Origin of the sequence: Streptomyces melanogenes, assembly GCF_014649795.1 — a bacterium.
GTDB lineage: Bacteria > Actinomycetota > Actinomycetes > Streptomycetales > Streptomycetaceae > Streptomyces > Streptomyces noboritoensis.
In genome coordinates, this window is record NZ_BMTS01000023.1 from 90,876 (window position 1) to 113,884 (window position 23,009).

Below are 23,009 nucleotides of genomic sequence, written 5' to 3' on the forward strand. Positions count from 1 at the left end.
TGCTGTTGTGCGCGTGCACTGCCACGCTGCTGCGCCGCCGGAGGCGTCAGCGTGGCTGACCACACCTGGCCCGGCGGGAGCATGGTCGCCGCGGCGCAACGCGGCGACGTCGAAGCCCTCACCGCACTGGTGGACGGCTCCTACCCGCACGTGCACCGCTTCGCGCACACGCTGTGTGCCACTCCCCAGGACGCCGAGGATGCCGCCCAGGAAGCGCTGATCATCCTCTACCGCAAGATCGGGATGCTGCGCGCCTCCGGGGCGCTGGCATCGTGGATGTTCCGCATCGTCCGCAACGAGTGCCTGCGCCGCAGCCGCGCGCTGCTCCGCCGTGGACCGGCCGAGGAGCCCGACCGGCTCGGTACGTCGGGCCGGGGCGACGCCTTCGGCGGCGCCACGCGGTCCGCGGAGGAGGACTTCCTGCTGCGCCTGGAAGCCGAACGCGTCGCGGCCGCCGTCGCCGCCCTGCCCGACGACCAGCGGCAGGTGCTGGTCATGCGGGACATCCAGGGCCTGCCCGGCCGCACGGTCGCCGACCGGCTCGGGCTGAGCAACGCCGCGATGAAGTCCCGTCTGCACCGAGCCCGTTCGACCGTACGCGAGGCACTGGGCGGCGAATTGGTGCGCGACGAGGGGAACCGACGATGACGCACGACACGACCACGATGACACGCCCCGCCACGCCCGGTTCCGCCGATGCGCGCGAGGCGCCGACGCGCGGCGGCTTCGCCAGCGTCACCGTCCCGCGCCATCTGGCGCGCGGCGCCGTCGGTTTCGGTGCGCTCGCCGGATCCCTGGCCCTGCTACCGGTCGTCGGCCTGGTGAGCCTGCTGCTCGCTCCGCTCGGCCTGATCGCGCTGCGCGGCTGCCCGATGTGCTGGGCGATCGGCCTCGCGGAGACCGTCTCTGCCGGACGGCTGCGGCGGTCGTGCACGGAAGGGAGATGCGACCTGACCCGCGCCAGGCCTTAGCCCTGCGGCCGCACCGTCATCCGGATCCCATCCCGTGCCCACAGCACGAACCATGTCCTCGTGGTCACTTCGTGCGAGGGCGCGGGTGGGTGTCCAGGCCGCCCTGGCGCCAGATGCTACGCGGGCAGCACGCCGCCCGCGCGGGCCGCCGTCAGCCAGGAGGGGAACTGGGACAGCAGGCGGTCGTACAGTTCCTCGTCGGAGACCTGCGCGATGTCGTCGACGGCGAAGAAGCCGGTGTTGTCGACGTGCCGGCCTGTCAGCGTGTCGAATCGTTGCAGCACGCCGTAGTTGGATCGCCCCAGCCCCACGAACTGCCAGAAGACCGGCTCCTTGGCCGCCTCGCGCAGCTCCCGCTCGATCTGCGCGTCCTTGTAGACGCCGCCGTCGGAGAAGAAGAGCACCAGGGTGGGTACCGCTGCCGGGTTCTCCCGGACGTGTGCGCGGACTTGAGCGATGACCTTCGGCTCGTCGTTCTCCCACCCGATGCTCTGCAACTCCTCGTGGGCCTTGCGGCCGAAGAACCCCCGGCGCTTCACCAGCCGCTTGAACTCCGCGCCCTGTCCGGACGGAACGTGCGTCTGCAGCCAGCCGGGCAGTTCGCTGATCCGCAGGTCGGCCAGCGGGGTCGACTCCGTGGCGAACGCCCAGACCTGCAGCGTGCCGTCGTCCTCCAGTTGGGCGGCCACGGCGGCCATCCGCTCCACCACATCGGCGACCACACCCTCGCGGTAGAGAGCGTACATCGATCCTGAGGCGTCGAGGACCAATGCCACCCGTGCTCTGGCGCCCTGTGCGCCGTGTTTGGTGAGGGAGATGGCGACCTGCTGCTTGCGCAGGTCCAGGCGCTTGCGCATGTCCACGGGCAGACCCTTCTCACCCTGCGGTTCCGCTGGCGACGGTGTGGGCGCGGGCTCGGACGTCACCGCGGGCTCGGGTTCCGGCTCCTCGGCCACCGATATGCCGAAGTCCGTGGCCAGTCCGGCCAACCCGGATGCGTATCCCTGTCCCACGGCCCGGAACTTCCACTCCTCGCCGCGCCGGTAGAGCTCCCCGCCGATGAACGCCGTCTCGGTCGTCGCCGCCATGTCGAAGTGGGCGAGTTCCGCCCCGGTCCGGACGTCCAGCAGCCGCATCCGCAGCCCAACCAGCTCACCGAACGTTCCGCCGTCGGCGGACGCGCACAGGGAGACTCGTGCGACATCCGGCTCCAACGCCGTGAGGTCCACCTCGACCGTGTCGGTGACGGCGTCTCCGTCGTCGTGCTTGCCCAAGTGCCGTACGGCGCCGGACGCATGGCGTGGTTGGTTGTAGAAGACGAGGTCGCTGTCGTCGCGGACCCGTCTCTCCTGGGTGAGCAGCAGCGCGGAGGCGTCGGCGTCGGGGCCACCGTCCGCCGTCTTCCAGATGAGTTCGGTACGTACGACGGAGGCGGCGACCTGAATGTTGGCGCCCGGAACCATGGGTGTAGACGTCATCCAGCCATTTTGCCTGGATTCGGCCTCGTGGAGCCAGTGTTGGGGTGCGACTTGTGTTCGTTTCGAGGAGATGGCGTGATCTTTGAGACCGGAAACCATCTGTTGTGCTTGCTGGGTCAGGCCGTAAAAACAGGACGACATATCAAGTTGGCCGATTTCGGATCCAAGGAGCCCACCATGACCCGTCTGCGCACCACCACCATCGCCCTCGCCGGTGCCGCCGCGGTGTTCGCCCTCTCGGCCGCGCCCGCCCAGGCTGCTCCCGGTGACGTGACGACCACCTGCGCGAACACCGCCACCCCGGCGGGCTACGTCGACGTCAACTGGGGCTACAGCAACGCCTGCGGTGGCCAGAACTTCGCCCCGAACATCAAGCAGATCAAGCAGCTCACCGGCCTGCCCATAGGCACCGTCGTCCAGGCCTGCGGGTCCACGTACTACCCCGCCGGCTGGGTCCAGACCAGCTCGTACTACAGCGGTTCCTGCGTCGCCTTCCCGAACTCCGGCTTCAACAACAACGCCTGGACGCTCAAGCGCGTCGCCTGATCACCCCTTCCGATCGCAGCCCTGCCCCGCGGCCGAAGCAGGCAGCGGGGCAGGTGGGCTCGCCGGCGGCGGCTCGGGTCTCGGTCGGGGTGTGCGCACCCGGACGGGCGCGTTTGCGCTCTGGGCCGGGGAGGTTCTGGTAAGACCTGGGGACCAGCATCATCGACCATCTGGAGAGAGGCCCGTGATGGTTGCGCTGCCCGCCGCTACACGCCCGGGAGTCGGGCGCAATGCCAGCCCTCGCCTGTACGGTCCCGAGTACGAGGCCGTGGTCCGTGTGTTGGAGAGCGGCCACTTCGGGCACGGCGCCGTCACCGAGCAGTTCGAACGCGAGGTCGCCGACTTCCTCGGCGTTCCGGACGCGGTGGCACTGTCCTCCTGCACAGCCGCTCTGCACACCGCCCTCGTCGCCGCGGGCGTCGGATCCGGCAGCGAGGTGATCGTGCCCTCGCTCACCTTCTGCGCCACCATCCAGGCGATCCTGGCCAGTGGCGCGCGCCCCCGTTTCGTGGACGTCGACCCGGGCACGTTGCGCATCACCGCCGACGCGGTGCTCGACGCCGTCACCCCTGCTACGGCCGCTGTCGTTCCTGTTCTCTTCGGTGGCAGGGCCGTCGACCTGGAGGCGGCCCGGGACTCTCTCGCGGACCGGGGCATCGTGGTGGTCGAGGACGCGGCGCACGCGTTCGGCTCGTATGAGGGCAGTCGGCGCGTCGGCGGGACCGGTCAGTTGACCTGCTTCTCCTTCGGGCCGATCAAGAACCTCACGTGTGGCCAGGGTGGCATGGTCATCCCGCGAAACCGACAGGAAGCGGACCGGTTGCGCGGCCTGCGCATGCTCGGCGTGGTGGAGTCCGCCGAGCAGAGGGCGGCGTCCACCACCTACCGGGTGGCCGCAACGGGGTTCCGGTACTTCATGTCCTCGATCAACGCCGCGATCGGGATCACCCAGCTCGCCCGCTTCCCCACCACCGAGGAGACGCGCAAGGACCTGTGGTGTGCCTACCGGGAAGCCCTGCGGGACGTACCGGCGGTCGACCTGGTGGACGTGGACGTGGCGCACACCGTCCCGCACCTGTGCGTCGTCAGGGTTCCCCAACGCGACCGCGTCTGGCAGTTCATGCGTGAGCGCGGGATCGACGTGGTCGTGCAATACCCACCGAACCACGTGCAGCCCGCGTTCGCGAAGTGGACCCTGCCGCTGCCCGTCACCGAGCGGCTCGGGCGAGAGGTCCTGTCGCTGCCCTTTCACCCGCACCTCACCGACGGCGACATCGAGCACGTCGTCTCCGTCCTCGAACAGGCCCTCGCCCCACTTCGGGTGTCCTGAAGTCCACTGCCTGCCGAGACCACCCCCGGGGGGGTCTTGACCTGCTGTTCCGGGCAAGGCGGGGGTGCCCCGAGCCCGGGTATACGGCTGGTTACAGTGTGCGCCATGAAGAAGACCCGATCTCTGCTCGCCCTGGCGCTGGGGGCGTCCGGCCTGTTCGCGGCCGCTCCCGCCCCCGCCGCTGCCGACCCGGCGCCGCTCGTCACCACCGGCGCGGTGTTCAACGACCCGACGGGGAGCACGGCCGCCCAGGACGCGGTGTTCGGCCACATAGCCCGGCTCGTCGACGGGGCCCAGAAGGGCTCGGACATCAAGATGTCGATGTACGTGCTCGGCTCCGACTACCTCGCGGCCCGGCTGACCGCGGCGCACCAGCGCGGCGTGAACGTCCAGGTCGTCCTGGACAACGAGAGCCTGCTCCACTGGGCGGGCAAGGTCACGTACCCGAAGCTCGTCGAAGGCCTCAAGCCCGCCACGGGGTCCGGCACTTCATGGGTGCGGGTGTGCGCGGAGAACCAGGCGTGCCTCGCCAAGGACCCGAACCCGGGAGACTCCTTCCACGGTGTCAACCACAACAAGTTCGTGCTCTTCTCCCGCACCACCGGCAGCGGCACCGGTACGGTCCCGGTCGACAACGTGGTGGTGCAGACGTCCGCCAACCAGACACCGTGGGACCGGCAGCACGCCTTCAACGACGCGCTGAGCGTGGTCGGCAACACCGCGCTGTACACCGCGTACACCGGCTACTTCAACGATCTCGCGGCTGCCCAGGCCGGGACGAAGGCGCAGGTCACCGACTACCCGACGGAGTACCCGGCGGGCAACGCGAAGGCGTACTTCTTCCCCCGGGCCGCCTCCGATCCGATCCTCAACATCCTCAACACCGTCGACAACCCGGTGAACGGGCAGCCCGCCTGCTACGGGAACTCTGCGGGCCACGGCACCGAGGACGGCCGCACCGTCGTCCGGGTCGCGATGCACCAGATCACCCGGCCCGAGGTCGCCAAGAAGCTGTGGGAGCTCGACGAGGCGGGCTGCTACGTCGACATCGTCTACCGCTACCTCGACGTCGAAGGAGCCGGTACGGCGATCGCCGACCAGCTGTCCAAGCCGACCAGGTTCGGCGGGATCGAGCTGCACCGGCTGGACGACGCGGACGACGGCGACGGCGACCCGAAGACGCGGAACGCCATGGCGACGCACTCCAAGTACCTTCTGATCGACGGGACATACCTCGGCAAGGCCGACCAGAAGATCGTCTTCACTGGCAGCCACCCGTACACGAAGAGCGCGTTGACGACGAACGACGAGGCGCTCCTCAAGTACGACGACGCGGCGGTGCACGACGCCTACCGCGAGAACTTCCGCGCCCAGCGCACGCTGGCCGACCAGCAGATGGCCCGCGTCGCCTCCACCGGCTGACGCTCGGCCGTCCTGTGGTCGCCAGCCGCCGCGAAAACCCGTTGGCGGACCACGTCGGCCACTGCTACCGTTCCGGAGGCCGTGCGAGAGAACGAGGAGGTGGTACCCGTGAACGCAGTAACGACATGGGTGCTCCCCTCCGGGGTCACGGTCGGGCGATAGGTCGTCCGGGAGCGCCGTTCTGTGCACTCCCGAAAGGCACGACCATGCATTTCACCTCTGAACAGCGTCTCGACGACGGCGTCGTCGAGCGCGGATTCACCCTCGGCGACATCCCCGGCATCCTGTGGACACCCGCATCGGCGTCCGCATCCGCACCGGTGCCGCTGATCCTGCTCGGCCACCCCCCGCTCGGACTGGACAAGATGTACCCCCGGCTGGTGGCCCGGGCCCGGGACGCCGTGGCGGACGGCTTCGCCGCGGCCACCATCGAGCTCCCCGGAAGCGGGGACCGGCCCCGTTTGGCCGCCGTCGACCAGGCCCGCGCCGACCTGCGCCGGGCGATGGAGGCAGGCGGGCCGGTCGGCGAGGAGATCGTGGACCGGCTCGTCCTCCCGCTGGTCGACCGGGCGGTCCCGGAATGGCAGGCCGCCCTGGATGCCCTCCTGGCGCTGCCCGGGATCGGCGGGCCGGTCGGGTACTCGGGGGGAGTGATCTCCATCGGGACCCGGCTGGCGGTGGTCGAGCCACGTATCTCGGCCGCCGTCCTGTTCGCCGGGAGCCTGGTGCCCCGCATCATGTTCGAGGAGGCCCGGCAGGTCACCATTCCGCTGCACGTCCTGCTGCAGTGGGACGACGAAGGCAACGACCGGCAGGCGGCCCTGGACCTGTTCGACGCCTTCGGCTCCCAGGAGAAGACGCTGCACGCCAACATAGGCGGGCACACCGGCGTCCCCCAGTTCGCGGGAGACGCTGCCGCCGACTTCTTCACCCGGCACCTGAGGTGAGGCCGGGCCGCCAGGCCGGCAGCAGACGGTAGGCGGCGTCGGCCAGGTTGCCGTCATCGAGGACGGGCCCCGGCCCTCCTCGATGGCGGTACCTGGTCGCGGGGCCGTTTATTCTTCAGGGTGGCCGCGAGAGGGTGGGCGCGTCGCGGTGCGCGCGGCACGTGCGCAACGGCCGGTCCGGCTGGTCCAGGACCCCGGCCTGCGCCGGGGCCTTGGCCTGGACGAGGACCACATGAGGCTGAGCACGAAGGCCGTGGGGGAGTGGGTGCCCCCGTCGGCATGCGTCTCGGCGATGTGGGCCGCCCGCCCGCGCACAGATGACCCCGGGGAGAAGTGAGGTATGGCAGTGATCTGCGTTGGTGGCATGATCGGGATCGGCAAGACGAGCGTGGCCGAAGTGCTCGCCAAGGAGCTGGGGAGCACCGTCTTCTACGAGAGCGTGGACGACAACCCGATCCTTCCGCTGTTCTACACGGCGAGCCCCGAGGAGATCCAGGCCAAGCGCTACCCCTTCCTGCTCCAGCTCTACTTCCTGCAGACGCGGTTCGCCTCGATCAAGGAGGCGTACAAGCAGGGCGACAACGTCCTGGACCGGTCGATCTACGAGGACTGGTACTTCGCCAAGGTCAACCACGATCTGGGCCGGATCAGCTCCCTCGAGATGCGGGTGTACGAGGGGCTGCTCGCCGAGATGATGCGTGAGATCGACGGCCTGCCGTACCGCAAGGCGCCCGACCTCATGGTCTACCTGAAGGCGGACTTCGAGACGGTCATGCACCGCATCGGGCTGCGGGGCCGCGATTTCGAGCAGGACGACGCTCTCGTCGAGTACTACCGCACTCTGTGGTCCGGCTACGACGACTGGGTCCACAAGCACTACTCGGCCAGCGACGTCCTCGTCGTCGACATGAACCACACCGACGTGGTGAACAACCCTGAGGACGCGGCCCGGGTGGCGCGGGAGGTCAAGGAGGCGCTGGTCGCGGCCAGGAGCCGTATCTGAGCCCGTTCCGCGCGGCTTCTACTCGCCGACGGCCCCGTCGATCGCTTCGCGCAGCAGATCGGCGTGGCCGTTGTGGCGCGCGTACTCCTCGATCATGTGGGTGAGGACGTAACGCAGCGAGATGGTCTCACCACGGAAGCCGACGGTGTCGTCGACGCCGTGGAAGGAGGCGGCGACCGAACGGGCCTGGGCACACTCCTCGTGCCAGACCTCGAACGCCTCCTCGGGGTCGGCGTCCTCGACGTGGAACTCGGCGAACGTGCCGTCGACCTCGCCCGGCCACGGCGGCCTGACGTCCTCGGCGTTCATGACGAGGCGGAACCAGCTCCGCTCGACCGAGGCCGCGTGCCGCACCAGGCCCAGGAGTGTGAGCTGAGAGGTCGGGATGGCCTTCCGCTTCAGCTGCTCGCCGGTCAGACCCGCGCACTTCATGGCGAGGGTCGCCCGCTGGTAGTCGAGGAACGAGAGGAGCGACGCGCGGTCGTCGGCCACCTTGGACGGGTGTATGCGCTGGTCATCGGTCACCGGGCGATCATGGCAAAACAGGTTGTGGCAGGCCACCCTCGGTCCAGAGCGTGGACCGGATGAGCCCGGCCGACTCCGATGGCGATGCCATCGGAGCCGCGCCGGGCAGGCGTCCGGCGTGTCAGCCGGCGAAGACCTGGGTGTTCTGCGCGGCCGCGATCCGCCAGCGGCCGTTGTCCTTGGCGAGGACGTACATCGGGCGGCCTTCCGGGTAGTCCTCGATGGGCTGTCCGTCGAGGGCGACGGGCCGCTGGTGGACGTTGACCGCGGCGACGTCCGGGCGGACGAACAGGATCCGTACCACCTCGTAGGTGGCCGTCGACTGCTTCATCGCGCCGGGCAGCACCTGGCGCGTGAAGCCGTCGATCTCGTCCCAGCCCGACAGACGCTTGCCGTGCGCGGTCGTCCACACCGGGTGCTGCTTGCGGAAGTTGCTCATGAACGCGTCGACGAGCTCGTTCTGCTGCGCGTACTGGACGCCCGCCACGAAGCGGACGATGGCCTCTACGTCGGCCTCCTGCCCGTCCGCCGCGCCGAACACCTCGATGCCGTCCGTGTTCACCTGCGGGTACGAGACCTCGCGTACGTCGGCGACCGCTCCCGCGCGCCGCGGCAGCCAGCCGAGGCTTTCGCGTGCCGCGTTCCCGCTGACGGTCTGGTCGAGGGCGAGCGCGTCGGCGAACGGTGCGCCGAGCTGCGCGCGGGCGTCCACCAGGGGCCACGGCTGCGGCTCGCCGCCGACCCCGGCCGCCGCTCCGGCCGCTACGGCGAGGTCGCGTACCGGGACCGCGGATTCGGTGACTCCGTGCCACAGGCTGCCGGCGGGCGCCTTCTCGACGGTGGCGACGAACAGGTCGGCCAGGTCGTCGACGTGCACCATCGGCCAGTGCACGGCCTTCTCGCCGACGTACATCGGGGTCCCGTGCTTGCGGGCGAGACCGACGAGGATCGCGGGTATGCCGCCGCCGTTTCCGTGCACGATGCCGGGGCGGATGACCGTCGCCCGCACGCCGGCGTCGGCGGTGTCGAGGATCTGGCGCTCGATGGCCGGGCGGTATCCCACGATCGGCGGCGGGTTGACCGGGGCGTTCTCGTCGGCGGCGGCCGGGCCGGTGGCGCCGAGGACCCAGACGCCGCTCGCGTACACGAACGCGCGCCCGGTGCCGCGCAGCGGGTCGGTGAGCGCGGTGATCGCAGCGGCGTCCACCGCGGCGTCGCCGGTCGGGGACGCGAGGTGGACGACGGCGTCGATGTCGGAGGTGACGGCGCGGGTGAGGGAGGCGGGGTCGGTCACGTCGCCGACGCGCTGCTCGTGTCCGGCGTCCGGGCGGTCGGTGCGTACCAGTGCGACCACTTGGTGACCGGCGTCGGCGAGGTGAGCGGAGACTGCGGAGCCGATGTAGCCGGAGGCGCCGATGAGAAGGACCTTCACGGGGATCACCTTTCGCGGAAGCCGAGCGCCCTGCTGGGCGCTAGGTCGAAAATTTCGATGTCGAAATATTAACCACAGGGTTCGGGTGGCGTCAAAAACTTCGACGTCGAAGTGTTAAGCTCGTGGTGAAATCGGCTCGGCAGCCGGTCGGCGCGAGACAGCAAGACCCCAAGGGAGGAAACATGGCGGCAACCCCACCGGGCGACGGCGTGGACGCGATCATCCGGCAGTGGCAGGAGGTCCGGCCCGACCTCGACTGCTCGCCGATGGCCGTCATCGGCCGCCTGTCGCGTGCGTCCCGCCTGCTTGAGCGGGCCCTCAAAGAGCACTTCGCGCAGTACGGCGTCGAGCCGTGGGAGTTCGACGTCCTCGCGACGCTCTACCGCTCGGGCCCGCCGTACACCGTCAGCGCGGGAGAGCTCAGCACGGCAGCGATGGTCAGCTCGGCGGCGCTCACCAACCGCATCGACCGGCTGGTCGACAAGGATCTCGTCGACCGCGAGCTCGACGCCACCCACCGGCGCCGCGTCCTCATCTCTCTGACGGACGCGGGCATCCGCGCCATCGAGGACCTCGTGGAACACCACCTGGCCAACGAGGAACGCCTCCTGGGCGGACTGGCCCCCACCGAGCGCAAGCAACTGGAGCGGATCCTGCGCACCCTGCTGATCTCCCTGGGCGACCAACCACAGACACCGACGAAGGACTGAGGCGGCTCGCACAGGGGGCGATGGGCGCGACCGGGGCTCGGAGCACCACGTTCAAGGTGGCGGGGACTGTCACTCGTATGCGGGGCACGCATTGCAGGTAATGCCCGTTTTGGGTGTATAGGCTGCGCGGTCGTCGACTGTCGAGCTGTCAGAAGGAATGCCCATGAGAGGTACGACCGCACCGCGTGCACGCTCCGCAGCCCGGCGGGCGGCGGTCGTCCTGATAGGGCTTCTGGTGTGGCTGGCGCCGACGGCGGCCCCGGCAGGAGCGGTGGGCCGGGAAGCGGTGGCGAGCCGCGCGCCGGACCCGGTGAGCGTGAGCGCCTCCAGCGCGGCGGGTGCCGTGACGAGCGCCGCGGGCTGCCCCTCGGGGCCGCTCGACGCGACCCGGCACCTGACCGGCAGCACCGCGCTCAACCCCGGCGTCTTCTCCTCGCTCGCTTCCCAGTTGAGCGTGGACCTGCCCTTCCGCGTCGGCGCCACCCAAGCCGCGCTCCCGGGCACCGAAGCCCGGGTCGCCCTGACCAACGCGCGCGGGACCCTGGCCCTGGCCCTGACCTCGGGCGACTGCGCCATGCCCGCCCTGTCCTACAACGGGACCACGGTGAGCGGCTCCGGCACCTGGAGCGTCGTGCCGGACACCGCCCCGGCGAACGCCTACCGCGGTGCCACGGGCAGCGGAACCTTCACGGTGACCTCCGATGTCACCCCGGGCACCGGCAAGCTGTGGACCTTGAACCTCTCGGGGAACGTCACGCTCCTGCAGCCGCAGGTCGCCGTCACCCAGCGCGCCTTCTGGGGCGGGATCAACAACTACTTCACACGCACGCTGAGCGTGGAGTACCGCATCCGCAACACCGGCCCTGGCGACGCCTTCGGCGTCAAACTGGTGGACGCCCTGCCCACGGACTCCCGGATCACCCGGCTCGGCCCGGTGCCGCAGACGGTGGGCTCGATCCCGGCGGGGGGCAGCGCGCGGGCGGTCGTCCGCTACCGGGTGTGCGCCATCAGCTGCCGCTTCACGGCCACCACCCAGACGTTCCTGACGGACGCGCTGGACGCCAACGGCCATACGGAAACGGTCCCGGTGGCCGTCGGGGTACCGATCACACCCATCCCGTAACGCCGTTGGGCTGCTCCGGGCCCGGGGCGGCAGTCAGCCCCTGACTCTCCTCCCATTGCTCCCGCGCCGCATTCGCTGCGGCGCGGGACACGGGCGTCGGCCCGCTCTTTCGCGGTGCCCGTAGCAGCAGGTGGGAAGGTTGTACGGATCTCAATCTCGATCGGATGCAGGTGAGGTCGCGCCGTCATCACGATCGGGGGTGCTGCCCCGCAGGGGCGGCCTTCGCAGATGTGACGGCGCATAAATTGATCTGCACACGACGTTTCCGCAGGTCCACGGCCCGATGGGCCGAGCGCGCAGGCGTCGTCGTCCCCCGATCCAGAGAGAGCTGATCCCATCATGCGCCGCACCACTGTCCGCCGTACCGCCTTCGCCGTCTCCACGCTCTCGCTGGCTCTGCTCGTCAGCGCCTGCGGGTCGGACGGGAAGTCGGCCGAGGACGAGCCGAAGGGCAAGACCTCGGCGAGCGCGCCCGCGGCCTCGGGAGCCAAGGCCCTGTCGCAGGCCGAGGTGGACAACCTCGTGCTGGCCGAGGCCGACTTGAAGGACCACAAGGTAGCCAAGGCCACCGCGGCGGACTTCGCCACGGGCAAGACCGTCACCACCGACAAGGCCGCGTGCACGCCGCTGGTCGACGTGATGGCGCTGCGCGGCGCCGGTAAGCCCGGCGCGACCGCGACCCGCAAGGTCGTGGCCGTACCCAAGGGGCCGGGCGCGAACGCTTCGGCCGAGGAGAAGGCGAAGGCCGGCCTCGACGCCCTGGGCGCCACGGTCACCGCCGACACCGTGGCCTCCTACAACGGCCAGGGCGCGGCCGATGCCCTGGCTGCCCTGAAGAAGGCGGGCACGGACTGCGCGGGCGGCTTCGCCCTGATCGCCGGAAGCGACAGGACCCCCTTCACCAAGGTTGCCCCGGCCTCCTACACCGCGGGCGACGAGGCGGTTGCCTTCACCCTGACCGCGGACCTGGACGGCGAGACCGGCACCGCCCACCTGGTCGCCGTCCGCAAGGGCTCCACGCTCGCCACCTTCTACGCCCAGAGCCTCGCCGGTAAGGCGGAGCAGCCGAGGGCCGTGATCGACGCGCAGGTGAAGAAGCTCGGCTGACCCAGCGAAGGCCTCGGCGCGAGGTCGAGCAGATGACACCGACGGCCAGCACCCGCTGGCCGTCGGCTCATTTTTACGGCCTTTGTGCTGAAGGTATGTGTGCCTCCACCCCGCAACCCACCTCGCAGACGACGATCAGTGTCGGGCTGGGCCGGGGGGCGTCGCGGTCCACTCACCGGACCGGGGCGCGACAGACGACCTCTGCGAGGTCCATCCTGACGGCGGTCCGGCGCTGTTCGCCGAACCGGGGGCAGGCAACACACCCGCAGCAGTGCAACAGGTGTGCAGGCAGAGTCCGTGCAGTGGGCGTCAGAGGAGACAGGACTGGTCGCTGCCCCCATCACGCCAATCCCTCGGGGCACTCTGGCATCCGCCGCACCGGTGCAGGACGCTCCGTGGTGTCGCCCCAGTCTTTTCGACCGACCCAACACGATCGGGAGAGCTCATGGACAGACAGGCATGGTCGCGTCGTACGGTACTCAGGACCGCCGGAGGAGTGGCCCTGGCCGCCGGTGTGACAGGGATCGGCACGCCGGCCGTCGCTGCGGCCAGTCAGGGGAGACCGCCGACCGCCGCGTTGAGCCGCAGCTACCGCGTGGGCTCCAGCTTCGTCGTTGCGGTGGGTCTCAACGGCGGATTATTCATGAACTACTCGTTCGACAGCCCCAGCCCCGATGGTGTCGGCGCCTATGCGCCCGCAGTGCCGATCGGCGATCCGGGCGTCGCCCCAGCGGTGGCCGGGGTGGCGGGCGCCACTCAGTCCGAGCGCCAGGCCGACGCGTTCGTGGTCGACAACGAGGGCGTGCTCTGGGTCACGTGGTGGCCCTTCAGCACTCCCGGCGCCCGCCAGCGTGCGGCTCTGACGCCGAAGGGCTTCGCCCCTGCGGGCGCGGCCTTGACCACCGGCGCCCAGGCCAACGACCAGCGTGACGTGTTCGTCGTGGGCAATGACGGTGTCTTGTACGTGCTGTGGGAGGCGAACAACAGCGCCTGGTCCCAGCCCATCCCGCTCACCCCGCCCCGCTTCGCCCCACCCGGCGCCGCGCTCGCCACGGGACGACAGGCCAACGACCAGCTCGACGTGTTCGTGGTGGGTAACGATGGGGCCTTGTATGTGCTGTGGGAGGCGAACAACGGTCCCTGGTCCCAGCCGATCGCGCTCACCCCGCCCCGTTTCGCTCCACCCGGCGCGACTCTTGCCACGGGGCGGCAGGCCAACGACCAGCTCGACGTGTTCGTCGTGGGCAATGACGGTGTCTTGTACGTGCTGTGGGAGGCGAACAACAGCGCTTGGTCCCACCCGATCGCGCTCACCTCGTCGCGCTTCGCCCCGCCCGGCGCCGGTGTCGCCAGTGTCACCCAGTCGGATGAGGGCGACTTCCATCAGCTCGATGCGTTCATCGTGGGTAACGACGGTGCGCTGTATGTCACTTGGGAGCAGAACAACAGTTCCTGGGCCACTCCGGTAAGGATCAGCGGTGCCGGTTTCGCCGCGCCGGGAGCACCGGTCTCGGCGGTGAAGTACGACAACGGATTCGCATCGGTGATCGTGCCGCGCACGGACAAGAGCCTCTGCGAATTCCGCATGCTGGAGCAATTCGGCCGCTGGACCGGCCCCAAAGTGCTCTCCGCTCCCGGCACGGTGGACCCCATGGCGCGCAGCACCGTCATCCACCATTCGACTGAAGTGAACGAAAGCAAGATGGCCGAAGGGTTCCAGGCGCTGGTCAGCATGGCGGGAATGTTCTTCAGCCTCCTCGACAACCGGGACGTCGGTGCCCAGTTGGCGGTGGATGCCGTTCAGGCACTGCGCCCGCTGACGGCCGACTACCCGTCCTACCGGCGTCAGCTGGCGGAGTGGGAAGTGGCCCCGGCCACCGCCTTCCTCACCGCGGTCGGCCGCTGGGACGAGGCCGTCACCCTTGGTGAGGAATCCGTCAGTCTGTATCGCAAGCTCGCTGCCGAGAATCCGAACGACGATGAGCTCGCGTACCGTGTTTCGTGGGCGTCGATCGAGGTTGCGGGAAAGTGGTGGGGCAAGCCTGAGTTGCAGGCGAAAGCGACGGATCTCGCCGTCAAGGGCACGGACAACCTGCGGGCCCTGGCCGCGCGGAATCCCTCGTACCGGCGCCAACTGGCCCACTGGGCGACTTCACCGACAGCGGCCTTCCTCGCCATGGTCGGTCGTTGGGACGAGGCTGTGGCGGTTGGTGAGGAGGCCGTCAGCCTGTATCGCAAGCTCGCCGCCGAGAACCCGAATGATGACGAGCTCGCGTACCGTGTTTCGTGGGCGTCGATCGAGGTTGCCGGGAAGTGGTGGGGCAAGCCTGAGTTGCAGGCCAAAGCGACCGACCTCGCCGTCAAAGGTATGGACAACCTCCGGGCCCTTGCTACGAGAACGCCGTCATACCGGCGTGACCTGGCGCAGTGGGAAACGTCCCCCACCGCGGCCTTCCTCGCCGCGGTCGGCCGCTGGGACGAGGCCGTCACCCTTGGTGAGGAATCCGTCAGTCTGTATCGCAAGCTCGCTGCCGAGAATCCGAACGACGATGACCTTGCCTATCGTGTCTCGTGGGCCTCGGTCGAGGTCGCCGGTAAGTGGTGGGGCAAGCCTGAGTTGCAAGTAAAAGCGGCTGACCTCGCCGCCAAGGGCATGGACACCCTGCGGGCCCTTGCCGCGCGGAATCCGTCGTACCGACGCCAGTTGGCACACTGGACGGCTGCGCCGACAGCGTCGCTCCTTGCCATGGTCGGCCGCTGGGACGAAGCAGTCGCCATGGGAGACGAATCTGTCGACCTGTACCGCAAACTCATCAAGGAATCTCCGAACGACGACGAGCTCGCGTCCCAGTTCTCCTCGGGTGCCATGGAGGTGGCGGGTCATTTGTGGCCCAAGCCCGAGCTCCGCACGAAATCAGCCGACTTCGCGGTACAGGCCGTAGACAACCTGCGCATCCTCGCCGCCAGAACACCCTCCTACCGCCCGCAATTGGCCGACTGGCTCATGTCACCCACATCCGACTTCCTCGTCGGCACCGGTCAGAAGCAACGCGCCATCGCACTCCTCCAAGAAGCAGTCGATCTCTACACGCAGCTCAACGCGGCGGACCCCAGTACCTACGGGCCCAAACTCGCTGCGGCAAAGAAGAAGTTGGCGGACCTGCAAACCTGAAGGCGGCGTAGCTGAGCCGGAGCGGCCTGCCGAGCGCCCCTCCGTGGCACGGAAGTTCCCCGGACTCCAAAAGGCGTCCGTCCGGCTCAGCGCCACGCTCCCGAAAGGCGTCGCGCGACGACCGAGCTGAGGATCCGTACGCCGTGTGTCGAGCCCGGGTGATGCCGGTGAGCTCCTGTACCCGACGCAGGCGGTAGTCCAGGGTGCGCGGGTGGACGTTGAGCGCAGCCGCCGTCGGCCCGCGGCTCATGCCGTAGCCGTAGTACGCGTCCAGTGTGACGAGGAGGTCCGGGCCGGAGGCCAGGCGCCGGGCCACCGTCCGGAGCCAGTCGTCGGCGAACGGTACGTCCGCGACGGCGAGTTCGACGAACACGTCCGCCAGGGTGTGCGGCCGAAGCCGCGCGGACGCCCGTCGCAGCGGGGCCGCCCGGCTGATCCGCCGGGCCCGGTCCAGGGCACCGGCGAGCTCGGACGCCGGTGCGGTGGCGGTCCCGGCGGCACAGGGGCGGCCGAGAGCTTCACCGAAGTCCCGTACGAGATCGGATACGAGGTCGGGTGCGGCGTGCCGTCGTACGGACTCGGCGGTGCCGGGAAGCAGGGGTACCAGGGCGATCAGCTCACCGCCCCCGCCTGCGCCTTGCGGGCACCACACGACCGGCACCTGGTGTCTCTTCACCAGTGCCTCGATCTCGCTTGCCAGGTCACGGTCGCCGACAGGGCTGTCCGGCACCCGGATCACCGTCACCGCGCAGTGTTCGGGCAGCTCCATGCCCACGGCCAGGGCGAGTTCCGCCGCCATGGGGTCTGCGATCAGCAACGACCGGGCCAGTAGGGCGACCTGCTCGACGTACGGTAGGCGGCGGCGCAGCACCCTCACGAATCCCTGGCAGTAGGCGCCGATGCCGCGCACGCCCTGCGGGGCGAACCAGTTCATCATGCACATGAGTTCGTCGACTCCGCCGCCGCGCTGGGCGTCGGTCGCCTCGTTGATCTCGCGCAGCATGAGCGCGGTATGCAGTCGCAGGACCTGCTGCCGCGACTCCAACGACATGCCCGCATCGGCCCGTGTCTCGCCCATCGAGGCGATGTAGGAGAGGTCGCCCTCGGTCAACGCGCCGCTGCTCGGGGCGAGTTCGTTCGTACGACGCCTGAGCCACAGTGCGTACTCCAACGTCTCGGCCCTGTCCCGGGGGGACGCGTCCAGGGTTCCGAGCTCCGGGATCTCGCGTACGTACGCCTCGACCTCCCGGCACGCGTTGGCTGACGCCTGCCGGGCCAGCTCCGCGAAGAGACTCCCCATGGACGGGAGCATGTCCGTCGCGGTGAACCTTCGTCAGTCGAAAACCGGACGACGTTCATCACGCCGCGTGAATTGATGATGGGCGTATCTGCGGCGACTTTGTCACAGTGCGCAAAGTTCCCGGGAGGTGGCCCTCTTGGTGTCCTATCCGCTTGTGGGGCCCTGACGGCGTGGGCTTAATGGGAACCACATACCCGCGCGTGGGGAAGCGTCGGCGATGACCGCCCCATGCCGCGCTCCGCAAACCAGTCGGCGCATCACTTGGGAGTCACTCCCTCTTATTCGCGTGCGTGCGGCAAGTACTGACTTGATTTCAGACGGAAGGGAGAAACCAGTGAAGGCAGGAAGGAAAACCAGAGTCAGCACAGGGGTCAGACGGGGCGTCGCCGCGGCCGTCGCGGTCGTGTCCGTTTCCACCACGCTCGCGCTGAGCATGCCGAGCAGCGCCTCGGGCGCCGCCGCCGGTCTGCGGGCGTACGGGATCACCGGCGACGGCACCCTGATGGCCACCTTCACCACCGACCGGCCCACCGTGCTCGACTGGGTCAGGGCCGTCACCGGCCTCGTCGGCGACCAGAAGTTGATCGGGATCGACTACCGGGTCCAGGACGGCCTGATGTACGGAGTCGGCGACCAGGGCGGCATCTACACGATCAAGACACCGCCGGCCACCGCGGACGTGGTCGTCACCAAGGTCTCCCAGCTCCAGGTCGCGCTGTACGGCACCAACTTCGACGTCGACTTCAATCCGGCGGCCGACCGGCTCCGCGTGATCAGCGACAACGGCCAGAACCTGCGGCACAACCTCCACGACCACACCACGGTCGAGGACACCACCCTGACCACCCCGCCGGCCACCGGTCCGGCCAGGGCTGTCACCGCGGCCGCCTACACGAACAACGACCTCAACGGGGCCACCGCGACCACGCTGTTCGACATCGACACCAAAGCGGACCAGGTCGTGATCCAGGCGCCCGCCAACAACGGCACCCTGTCCCCGACCGGCTCCCTCACCCTCGACGCGAGCCCCAACGCGGGCCTGGACATCTTCAGCAACCTGACCAACGGCAAGACGAACTCGAACATCGCCTTCGCCTCGCTCACCCCGTACGGCGCGAGCACGCCGTCCCTCTACAGCATCAACCTCTTCACCGGCGAAGCCACCGCCGTCGGCCAGTTCCCCCTGAACATCACGGACCTGGCCATCACCCTCACCGGAAGCTGAACCTTCCCGGAACGCGCCTCCTCGCCGCGAGCCCGGCCGCCCCGGTTCGCGGCGAGGCTCTCCGCATCCCTGTCGAGGGCGGCCACTGCATTGATCCAGGGGCGTCAGAATGGTGCGATGGATCATCACTTTGTTGGCATACCGGAGTTGACCGGAGTTCCCCGTGTCGCAGTCGTCATCGACGTCATGCGTGCCTTCACCGTGGCGGCCTGGGCCTTCTCGCGTGGCGTCGAGCGGCTCGTCCTGGCCTCAACGGAGAGCGAGGCACTCGCCTTGAAGGAGAGCCACTCGGGTTGGCTGGCGCTGAAGGACGGAGCTCCAGCAGCCGGCTTCGACGCGGTGAACTCACCTGGTCTGCTCAGGTCGTGCGATTTCGCTGGTCGTACTTTGGTGCAGAAGACGACGGCGGGAACCGTGGGCGCGCTGGCCGTCGCGAACGCACCGCTGGTCCTGTGCGCGAGCTTCGTGGTTGCGGGCCCGACCGCGCGGTTCCTGCAGAGCAAGGATTCCGGTCCGGTGACGTTCGTTGTCACCGGCGAGGGAGGCCGGGCCGACGAGGACCTGGCCTGTGCCCAATACATTGGTGAATGTATGGCCGGAGGCCATGTCGAGGCGGCCCCGTATCTCCACCGAGCCAGAAGTTCCCGTGCCGCGGCAGACCTCGCCGCTGGGCTGCGGAGCGGATACCACCCGGACGATGTCGATCTCTGCTTGGAAATCGACAGGTTCCCCTTTGCGATGATGGCTCGCCAAGAAGAGTCGCTCACGGTGCTACGTCCCGTTGCGGTGCCCGAGATCCCGTCCCGTATCCGCTGAGGTGCGCAGTACGAAGCCCGTGTGAACAGGCGGGCCTTTTCGTTGACACGTGCGCAGCCCCTCGGCGAGGCTCCTGGCTCATGCAGCTGCCCGGTGACCCGACGGTCACGCTTGTGGAGTGCCGCCACGTCGACCTGGTCCGTGTCGCGAGCGCCATCTGTCGTCGCGCTGCCTGAACCGACTCCCTCTCGACTCTCTTCGGGTACGTGACGCCGTGGTGCGCCGTGCCCTGCTCAGGAGTGCACTGTGTCCTCGTACGAATCCAAGCTGTCCCGGCGTGCCTTCGGCGGTGCCGTCGCGGCGGGCGCCACCGTGGCTGCTGTCGGCGTGTCCGCTGCCGATGCCCAGGCCCAAACCCCGCTGGAGGAAAGGCCGTTCGAGGCCGCGCCGCACCGGCGGGGCAAGCGGCCCAACATCCTGTTCATCCTCGGTGACGACCTCGGCTGGGCCGATCTCTCCTCCTACGGCGCCCCGCACATCAAGACCCCGAACCTGGACCGGCTCGCGCGGCAGGGGGTGCGGTTCACGGATGCCTACGCCGGGTCCGCGACCTGCTCGCCGACGCGGTTCAGCCTGTACACGGGGCGCTTTCCCGGACGTACGAAGGGCGGTCTCGCGGAGACGATCGCGGACAGGTCCGTCGGGCTCGAACCGACGCATCCCACACTGGCCTCGCTGCTGCGCGACGCGGGCTACGCGACCGCGCTCATCGGCAAGTGGCACTGCGGGTACCTGCCGGACTACTCGCCCACGAAGTCGGGCTGGGACGAGTTCTTCGGGAACTTCGGCGGGGCTCTGGAGTACTACTCGAAGCTGGGGCTCGGTGGAGAGTACGACCTGTACGAAGGGGACGTACGGGAGGGGGATGCCGAGTACAAGGATCTGCGCTACTACACGCGCATCCTGACCGAGCGCGCCAGTGAGTACGTCCAGCGTGATCACCGCGACCAGCCGTGGCTGCTCAACCTCAACTTCACCACCCCGCACTGGCCCTGGATCGCGGAGGGGGACGAGGAGGAGAGCGCTGAGATCGTACGCAGGGTCAAGGCGGGCCAGAAGGGGGCGCTCTGGCACCAGGACGGCGGCTCCCTACTGAAGTACACGGAGATGGTGCAGGACCTGGACCGGTCGATCGGTGAGGTGCTGCGCGCCTTGAAGAAGTCCGGGCAGGAGCGGGACACCCTCGTGTTCTTCGCCTCGGACAACGGCGGTGAGCGCTTCTCGTACAACTGGCCCCTGTCGGGCAACAAGTCCTCGCTGAAGGAGGGCGGCATCCGCGTGCCGACCATCGTGCGGTGGCCCGCGCGCCTCGACGGCGGGCAGGTCAGCCATGAGCCGGTCTTCACCCCGGACTGGACCGCGACGCTCCTGGAGATCGGCGGGGCACGGCCGCACCCGGCGTACAAGCTGGACGGCACGAGCCTTGCCCCCTACCTGCTGAAGGGCGAGCGGCTCGCCGAGCGCGAACTGTTCTGGCGCGTGCGCGGGGAGCGGGCGCTGCGGCGTGGGGACTGGAAGTACTACCGGGGCAAGGGCGGCCAGGACCAGCTGTTCAACCTGGCCGAGGACCGGCGGGAACAGGCCGACCGCGCCGTGGACGAGCCGAAGCTCCTGGGCGAGTTGAAGGCGGCGTGGGAGAGGACGGACAAGGGGCTGCTGCCGTATCCGGGCGAGTGATGCCGGGTTCCTGAGAGGTCGTTGTCGTTTGGCTCGGTGACCTGACCGGTGGTAGCGCGACCGCGGGTGTGGGGACGGCCGTCCAAGACTGTCCCGGGTTGTCCCAGGGCGTTGTTGGACGACCGTTGGCGATCCTAGGCTCCTCGCCGTGCTGCGGAGGTCTGTCCGTTCGAACCGGAAAAGCCCGACAGCACCCACCGTCAGGCAAACCTCTACCTCATGGGGGGAACCACATGATGAAGATGCGTCTAGTCGGAATCCTGGCCGGCGCCGCAGCTCTCACGCTCACGTTCACGAGTGCGGGAGCCGCGAGTGCGAACCAGATAAGTGGCCAGAATCTCGACTGGTTCTTCGTCAGCGGCAACAACTACTACTACAACGACGGCAGCGCCTGGCTCAACGTGTGCAACCACCAGAGCACCAGGACCAGCGTCGAGATCATAGGCCAGGACTTCAAGACGCTGGATCGGCTTTACGACAAGACGGTAACGCTCTCAGTCGGTCAGTGCCTCAACAACAATGTCGGAGCCTTTTTCAACGACCCCAACTTCGATCCGATCAGGGTCTGCATCGAGCCGACATCGAGCAGCTTCTACTGCACGGAACCCATTTACGTGAGCTGACGCTCATCGCGGCGCGATCTTTGGCGGCGAAGGGCCCGGCGGCAAGGTGCCGCCGGGCCCTCCCCGTTCCGCTAGGCCGGCCGGGCCCGGCGTACGAGACCGATGGCCACGTCCAGTACCAGGAAGGCGAGCAGGGTCACGCCCAGGACCGGCAGTGCCCAGCACAGTGCGGCCAGCGCCGGGGCACCCAGGACGAGGACCGGCAGTGGCAGGCCGCGCCAGGCGCCGCGGGTCGGCGCCTTGCCCAGCCGGGCGGCGCGGTCCTCGCGCGTCGGGCGGCGCTGCCACCACATCCGGTAGCCCCAGAAGGTCACGAGAACCAGGCCGAGTGCCACGACGGCCAGCACGATCTGGTTGACGATGCCGAAGAGCACGCCCATGTGCCCCTGCACACCCAGTTTGCTGAACTTGGCGAGGAGCGGGTAGTCCGCCCATCGGGTGTGCGCGGTGACCTCGCCCATAGCGGTGTCGACGGCGACCTGGTCGTAGTGCACCGGCCAGACGTTGTCCTTCTGGGCAACGGTCCAGGCACTGGAGGGATCGACGGCAGGCGTCACCTGGACGGTGCCGCCCAGCCCGCTCTTGCGGGCAGCGGCGAGGGCCGCGTCGAAGGCGGCCGGATCCGGGTCCGCGCTCTTGTGGGCACCGCCGTGGCCGACGTGGCCCGCGTGCTCGCCGCCCGCCGCTTCGGCCGCGGGCCGGGCGCCCGGCAGCAGGGTGTCGAGCTCCGGCGCGTGGCCCTTGGCCGCGTCGAGCAGCTGCCCGAAGCGGTCGCCGGAGTAGTGGGACCAGGTCAGACCGGTGGCGCTCAGGAAGAACAGGCCGAGGGCCAGCCAGACGCCCGTCGCCGCGTGGAAACTCCGGGTCCGGCGTACACCGCGGGCGGCGCGGTCGGGCAGCAGGACGCCCCGCGGGGACTTTGCGCGCTGCCCGCGGGCGCGGCCGATCCACAGCACGAGGCCGCCCGCGACGATCACCCAGAGCCAGCTCGCGGCCACCTCCGAGTAGAGGCGCCCGGTCTCGCCGAGGTGCAGGTTCTTGTGGAGGTCGCTGAGCCAGGACGTCAGCGGCGTCGAACCCCACGAGGTGGTGAGTTCACCCCGCACCTTCGCGGTGTACGGGTCGACGAAGACCGTGCGCTGCTTCTCGTCCAGCTCGGGCACGGACAGCACCACGCGGGTGGTGTCCTCCGGCTCGGCCGGAGTGACGACGGAGGCGAGGCTGCCCTCCGGGTGCGCGGCACGTGCCGCGGCGACCTGTTCCGACAGCGGACGCACCTGCTCGCCGACCCGTTCGACGCGCAGCTGGTCGCCGTAGACGAGCTGATCGAGCTGCGGCGCGAACGTGTAGATCAGGCCGGTGAGCGCGGCGACGAGCAGGAACGGGGCGACGAACACCCCGGCGTAGAAGTGCAGCCGTACCAGCAGGGCCCGTACGGCCTGCCGGGGGCGCCTCGGGGGCGCCGGCTCGGCGGGCGAAACGGGTCTCTGCTGCTCTTGATCGATGATGGTTGAAGACATGTGTGTTCCCCAAAAGGGGTACGCGAGGCTCATTGCGGGCGGCGCGTACAGCGAAGCCGATAGGTGATGGGAGTCGCCGCGA

The 23,009-nt window shown here is 69.1% G+C and carries 20 protein-coding genes and 1 pseudogene; 16 read left to right on the forward strand and 5 right to left on the reverse strand.

Translation table 11 applies throughout. The features are described 5' to 3' along the window. The first annotated feature begins 81 nt into the window (after positions 1-81). Positions 82-648 (forward strand): RNA polymerase sigma factor, encoded by a 567-nt coding sequence (locus IE252_RS34830; RefSeq protein WP_190093494.1) that lies wholly within the window; start codon positions 82-84, stop codon positions 646-648. Then, on the forward strand, positions 645-971 hold the full coding sequence (locus IE252_RS34835; protein ID WP_373298664.1) for a hypothetical protein: 327 nt from the start codon (positions 645-647) through the stop codon (positions 969-971). Before IE252_RS34830 ends, IE252_RS34835 begins: the two co-directional genes overlap by 4 nt. Positions 972-1,087: 116 nt before the next feature. Here the strand turns inward: IE252_RS34835 and IE252_RS34840 are convergent, their stop codons facing one another. Further along, on the reverse strand, positions 1,088-2,449 hold the full coding sequence (locus IE252_RS34840; RefSeq protein WP_190093469.1) for a VWA domain-containing protein: 1,362 nt from the start codon (positions 2,447-2,449) through the stop codon (positions 1,088-1,090). Between the two features lie 177 nt (positions 2,450-2,626). Between IE252_RS34840 and IE252_RS34845 the strand changes: the two genes are divergently transcribed. The 6 genes from IE252_RS34845 to IE252_RS34870 all read left to right on the forward strand — a co-directional run bounded on the left by IE252_RS34845 (position 2,627) and on the right by IE252_RS34870 (position 7,697). After that, the gene (locus IE252_RS34845) at positions 2,627-2,995 is read left to right on the forward strand and encodes a hypothetical protein (RefSeq protein WP_190093470.1); all 369 of its coding nucleotides are present in this window, start codon (positions 2,627-2,629) and stop codon (positions 2,993-2,995) included. 268 nt (positions 2,996-3,263) lie between these two features. Then, a complete protein-coding gene (locus tag IE252_RS34850) occupies positions 3,264-4,325 on the forward strand; it encodes a DegT/DnrJ/EryC1/StrS family aminotransferase (protein WP_229848985.1) in 1,062 nt (353 codons plus the stop codon). A gap of 105 nt (positions 4,326-4,430) precedes the next feature. Beyond that, entirely contained in the window at positions 4,431-5,747 is a 1,317-nt protein-coding gene (locus IE252_RS34855) for a phospholipase D-like domain-containing protein (protein WP_190093472.1), read from the forward strand. A 206-nt stretch (positions 5,748-5,953) separates the two neighbouring features. After that, on the forward strand, positions 5,954-6,694 hold the full coding sequence (locus tag IE252_RS34860; protein ID WP_190093473.1) for a dienelactone hydrolase family protein: 741 nt from the start codon (positions 5,954-5,956) through the stop codon (positions 6,692-6,694). A gap of 148 nt (positions 6,695-6,842) precedes the next feature. After that, a complete protein-coding gene (locus tag IE252_RS34865; protein WP_190093474.1) occupies positions 6,843-7,031 on the forward strand; it encodes a hypothetical protein in 189 nt (62 codons plus the stop codon). 3 nt (positions 7,032-7,034) lie between these two features. Beyond that, positions 7,035-7,697 (forward strand): deoxynucleoside kinase, encoded by a 663-nt coding sequence (locus IE252_RS34870; protein ID WP_190093475.1) that lies wholly within the window; start codon positions 7,035-7,037, stop codon positions 7,695-7,697. A gap of 18 nt (positions 7,698-7,715) precedes the next feature. Here IE252_RS34870 and IE252_RS34875 read toward each other — a convergent pair whose 3' ends face one another. After that, positions 7,716-8,222: a DinB family protein gene (locus IE252_RS34875; protein ID WP_190093476.1), complete on the reverse strand. Its 507-nt coding sequence runs from the start codon at positions 8,220-8,222 to the stop codon at positions 7,716-7,718. Positions 8,223-8,343: 121 nt separating this feature from the next. Continuing rightward, on the reverse strand, positions 8,344-9,654 hold the full coding sequence (locus IE252_RS34880; protein WP_190093477.1) for an SgcJ/EcaC family oxidoreductase: 1,311 nt from the start codon (positions 9,652-9,654) through the stop codon (positions 8,344-8,346). Between the two features lie 182 nt (positions 9,655-9,836). Between IE252_RS34880 and IE252_RS34885 the strand changes: the two genes are divergently transcribed. From IE252_RS34885 to IE252_RS34900, 4 genes are all read left to right on the forward strand, one after another. After that, positions 9,837-10,364 (forward strand): MarR family winged helix-turn-helix transcriptional regulator, encoded by a 528-nt coding sequence (locus IE252_RS34885; RefSeq protein ID WP_190093478.1) that lies wholly within the window; start codon positions 9,837-9,839, stop codon positions 10,362-10,364. Between the two features lie 163 nt (positions 10,365-10,527). Next, a complete protein-coding gene (locus tag IE252_RS34890; protein ID WP_190093479.1) occupies positions 10,528-11,487 on the forward strand; it encodes a hypothetical protein in 960 nt (319 codons plus the stop codon). A 339-nt stretch (positions 11,488-11,826) separates the two neighbouring features. Continuing rightward, positions 11,827-12,594, forward strand: a complete 768-nt coding sequence (locus tag IE252_RS34895; RefSeq protein WP_190093480.1) for a hypothetical protein — start codon at positions 11,827-11,829, stop codon at positions 12,592-12,594. A 496-nt stretch (positions 12,595-13,090) separates the two neighbouring features. Then, positions 13,091-15,766, forward strand: a complete 2,676-nt coding sequence (locus IE252_RS34900) for a beta propeller lectin (protein WP_190093481.1) — start codon at positions 13,091-13,093, stop codon at positions 15,764-15,766. A gap of 86 nt (positions 15,767-15,852) precedes the next feature. Here the strand turns inward: IE252_RS34900 and IE252_RS34905 are convergent. Beyond that, positions 15,853-17,066: pseudogene (locus tag IE252_RS34905) on the reverse strand (PucR family transcriptional regulator). 433 nt (positions 17,067-17,499) lie between these two features. Here IE252_RS34905 and IE252_RS34910 point away from each other — a divergent pair. From IE252_RS34910 to IE252_RS34925, 4 genes are all read left to right on the forward strand, one after another. After that, a complete protein-coding gene (locus IE252_RS34910; RefSeq protein ID WP_190093496.1) occupies positions 17,500-18,291 on the forward strand; it encodes a DUF4394 domain-containing protein in 792 nt (263 codons plus the stop codon). A gap of 117 nt (positions 18,292-18,408) precedes the next feature. Continuing rightward, entirely contained in the window at positions 18,409-19,107 is a 699-nt protein-coding gene (locus IE252_RS34915) for a 2-phosphosulfolactate phosphatase (RefSeq protein ID WP_190093482.1), read from the forward strand. Between the two features lie 246 nt (positions 19,108-19,353). Next, complete coding sequence (locus IE252_RS34920; RefSeq protein WP_190093483.1) at positions 19,354-20,784, forward strand: sulfatase family protein; 1,431 nt, start codon at positions 19,354-19,356, stop codon at positions 20,782-20,784. 233 nt (positions 20,785-21,017) lie between these two features. Beyond that, positions 21,018-21,407, forward strand: coding sequence for a hypothetical protein (locus IE252_RS34925; protein WP_190093484.1), 390 nt, complete (start codon positions 21,018-21,020; stop codon positions 21,405-21,407). Positions 21,408-21,478: 71 nt separating this feature from the next. On the opposite strand, the gene IE252_RS34930 is transcribed toward IE252_RS34925, so the two are convergent. Further along, positions 21,479-22,927, reverse strand: coding sequence for a PepSY-associated TM helix domain-containing protein (locus tag IE252_RS34930; protein WP_190093485.1), 1,449 nt, complete (start codon positions 22,925-22,927; stop codon positions 21,479-21,481). Positions 22,928-23,009: the final 82 nt, after the last annotated feature.

Excerpts from the sequence above, each read along its gene's own strand:
- IE252_RS34830 (WP_190093494.1), top strand. The coding sequence starts at position 82 with ATGGTCGCCGCGGCGCAACGCGGCGACGTCGAAGCCCTCACCGCACTG.
- IE252_RS34835 (WP_373298664.1), top strand. The coding sequence starts at position 645 with ATGACGCACGACACGACCACGATGACACGCCCCGCCACGCCCGGTTCC.
- IE252_RS34840 (WP_190093469.1), bottom strand. The coding sequence starts at position 2,449 with ATGACGTCTACACCCATGGTTCCGGGCGCCAACATTCAGGTCGCCGCC.
- IE252_RS34845 (WP_190093470.1), top strand. The coding sequence starts at position 2,627 with ATGACCCGTCTGCGCACCACCACCATCGCCCTCGCCGGTGCCGCCGCG.
- IE252_RS34855 (WP_190093472.1), top strand. The coding sequence starts at position 4,431 with ATGAAGAAGACCCGATCTCTGCTCGCCCTGGCGCTGGGGGCGTCCGGC.
- IE252_RS34860 (WP_190093473.1), top strand. The coding sequence starts at position 5,954 with ATGCATTTCACCTCTGAACAGCGTCTCGACGACGGCGTCGTCGAGCGC.
- IE252_RS34870 (WP_190093475.1), top strand. The coding sequence starts at position 7,035 with ATGGCAGTGATCTGCGTTGGTGGCATGATCGGGATCGGCAAGACGAGC.
- IE252_RS34885 (WP_190093478.1), top strand. The coding sequence starts at position 9,837 with ATGGCGGCAACCCCACCGGGCGACGGCGTGGACGCGATCATCCGGCAG.
- IE252_RS34890 (WP_190093479.1), top strand. The coding sequence starts at position 10,528 with ATGAGAGGTACGACCGCACCGCGTGCACGCTCCGCAGCCCGGCGGGCG.
- IE252_RS34895 (WP_190093480.1), top strand. The coding sequence starts at position 11,827 with ATGCGCCGCACCACTGTCCGCCGTACCGCCTTCGCCGTCTCCACGCTC.
- IE252_RS34910 (WP_190093496.1), top strand. The coding sequence starts at position 17,500 with ATGCCGAGCAGCGCCTCGGGCGCCGCCGCCGGTCTGCGGGCGTACGGG.
- IE252_RS34915 (WP_190093482.1), top strand. The coding sequence starts at position 18,409 with ATGGATCATCACTTTGTTGGCATACCGGAGTTGACCGGAGTTCCCCGT.
- IE252_RS34925 (WP_190093484.1), top strand. The coding sequence starts at position 21,018 with ATGATGAAGATGCGTCTAGTCGGAATCCTGGCCGGCGCCGCAGCTCTC.
- IE252_RS34930 (WP_190093485.1), bottom strand. The coding sequence starts at position 22,927 with ATGTCTTCAACCATCATCGATCAAGAGCAGCAGAGACCCGTTTCGCCC.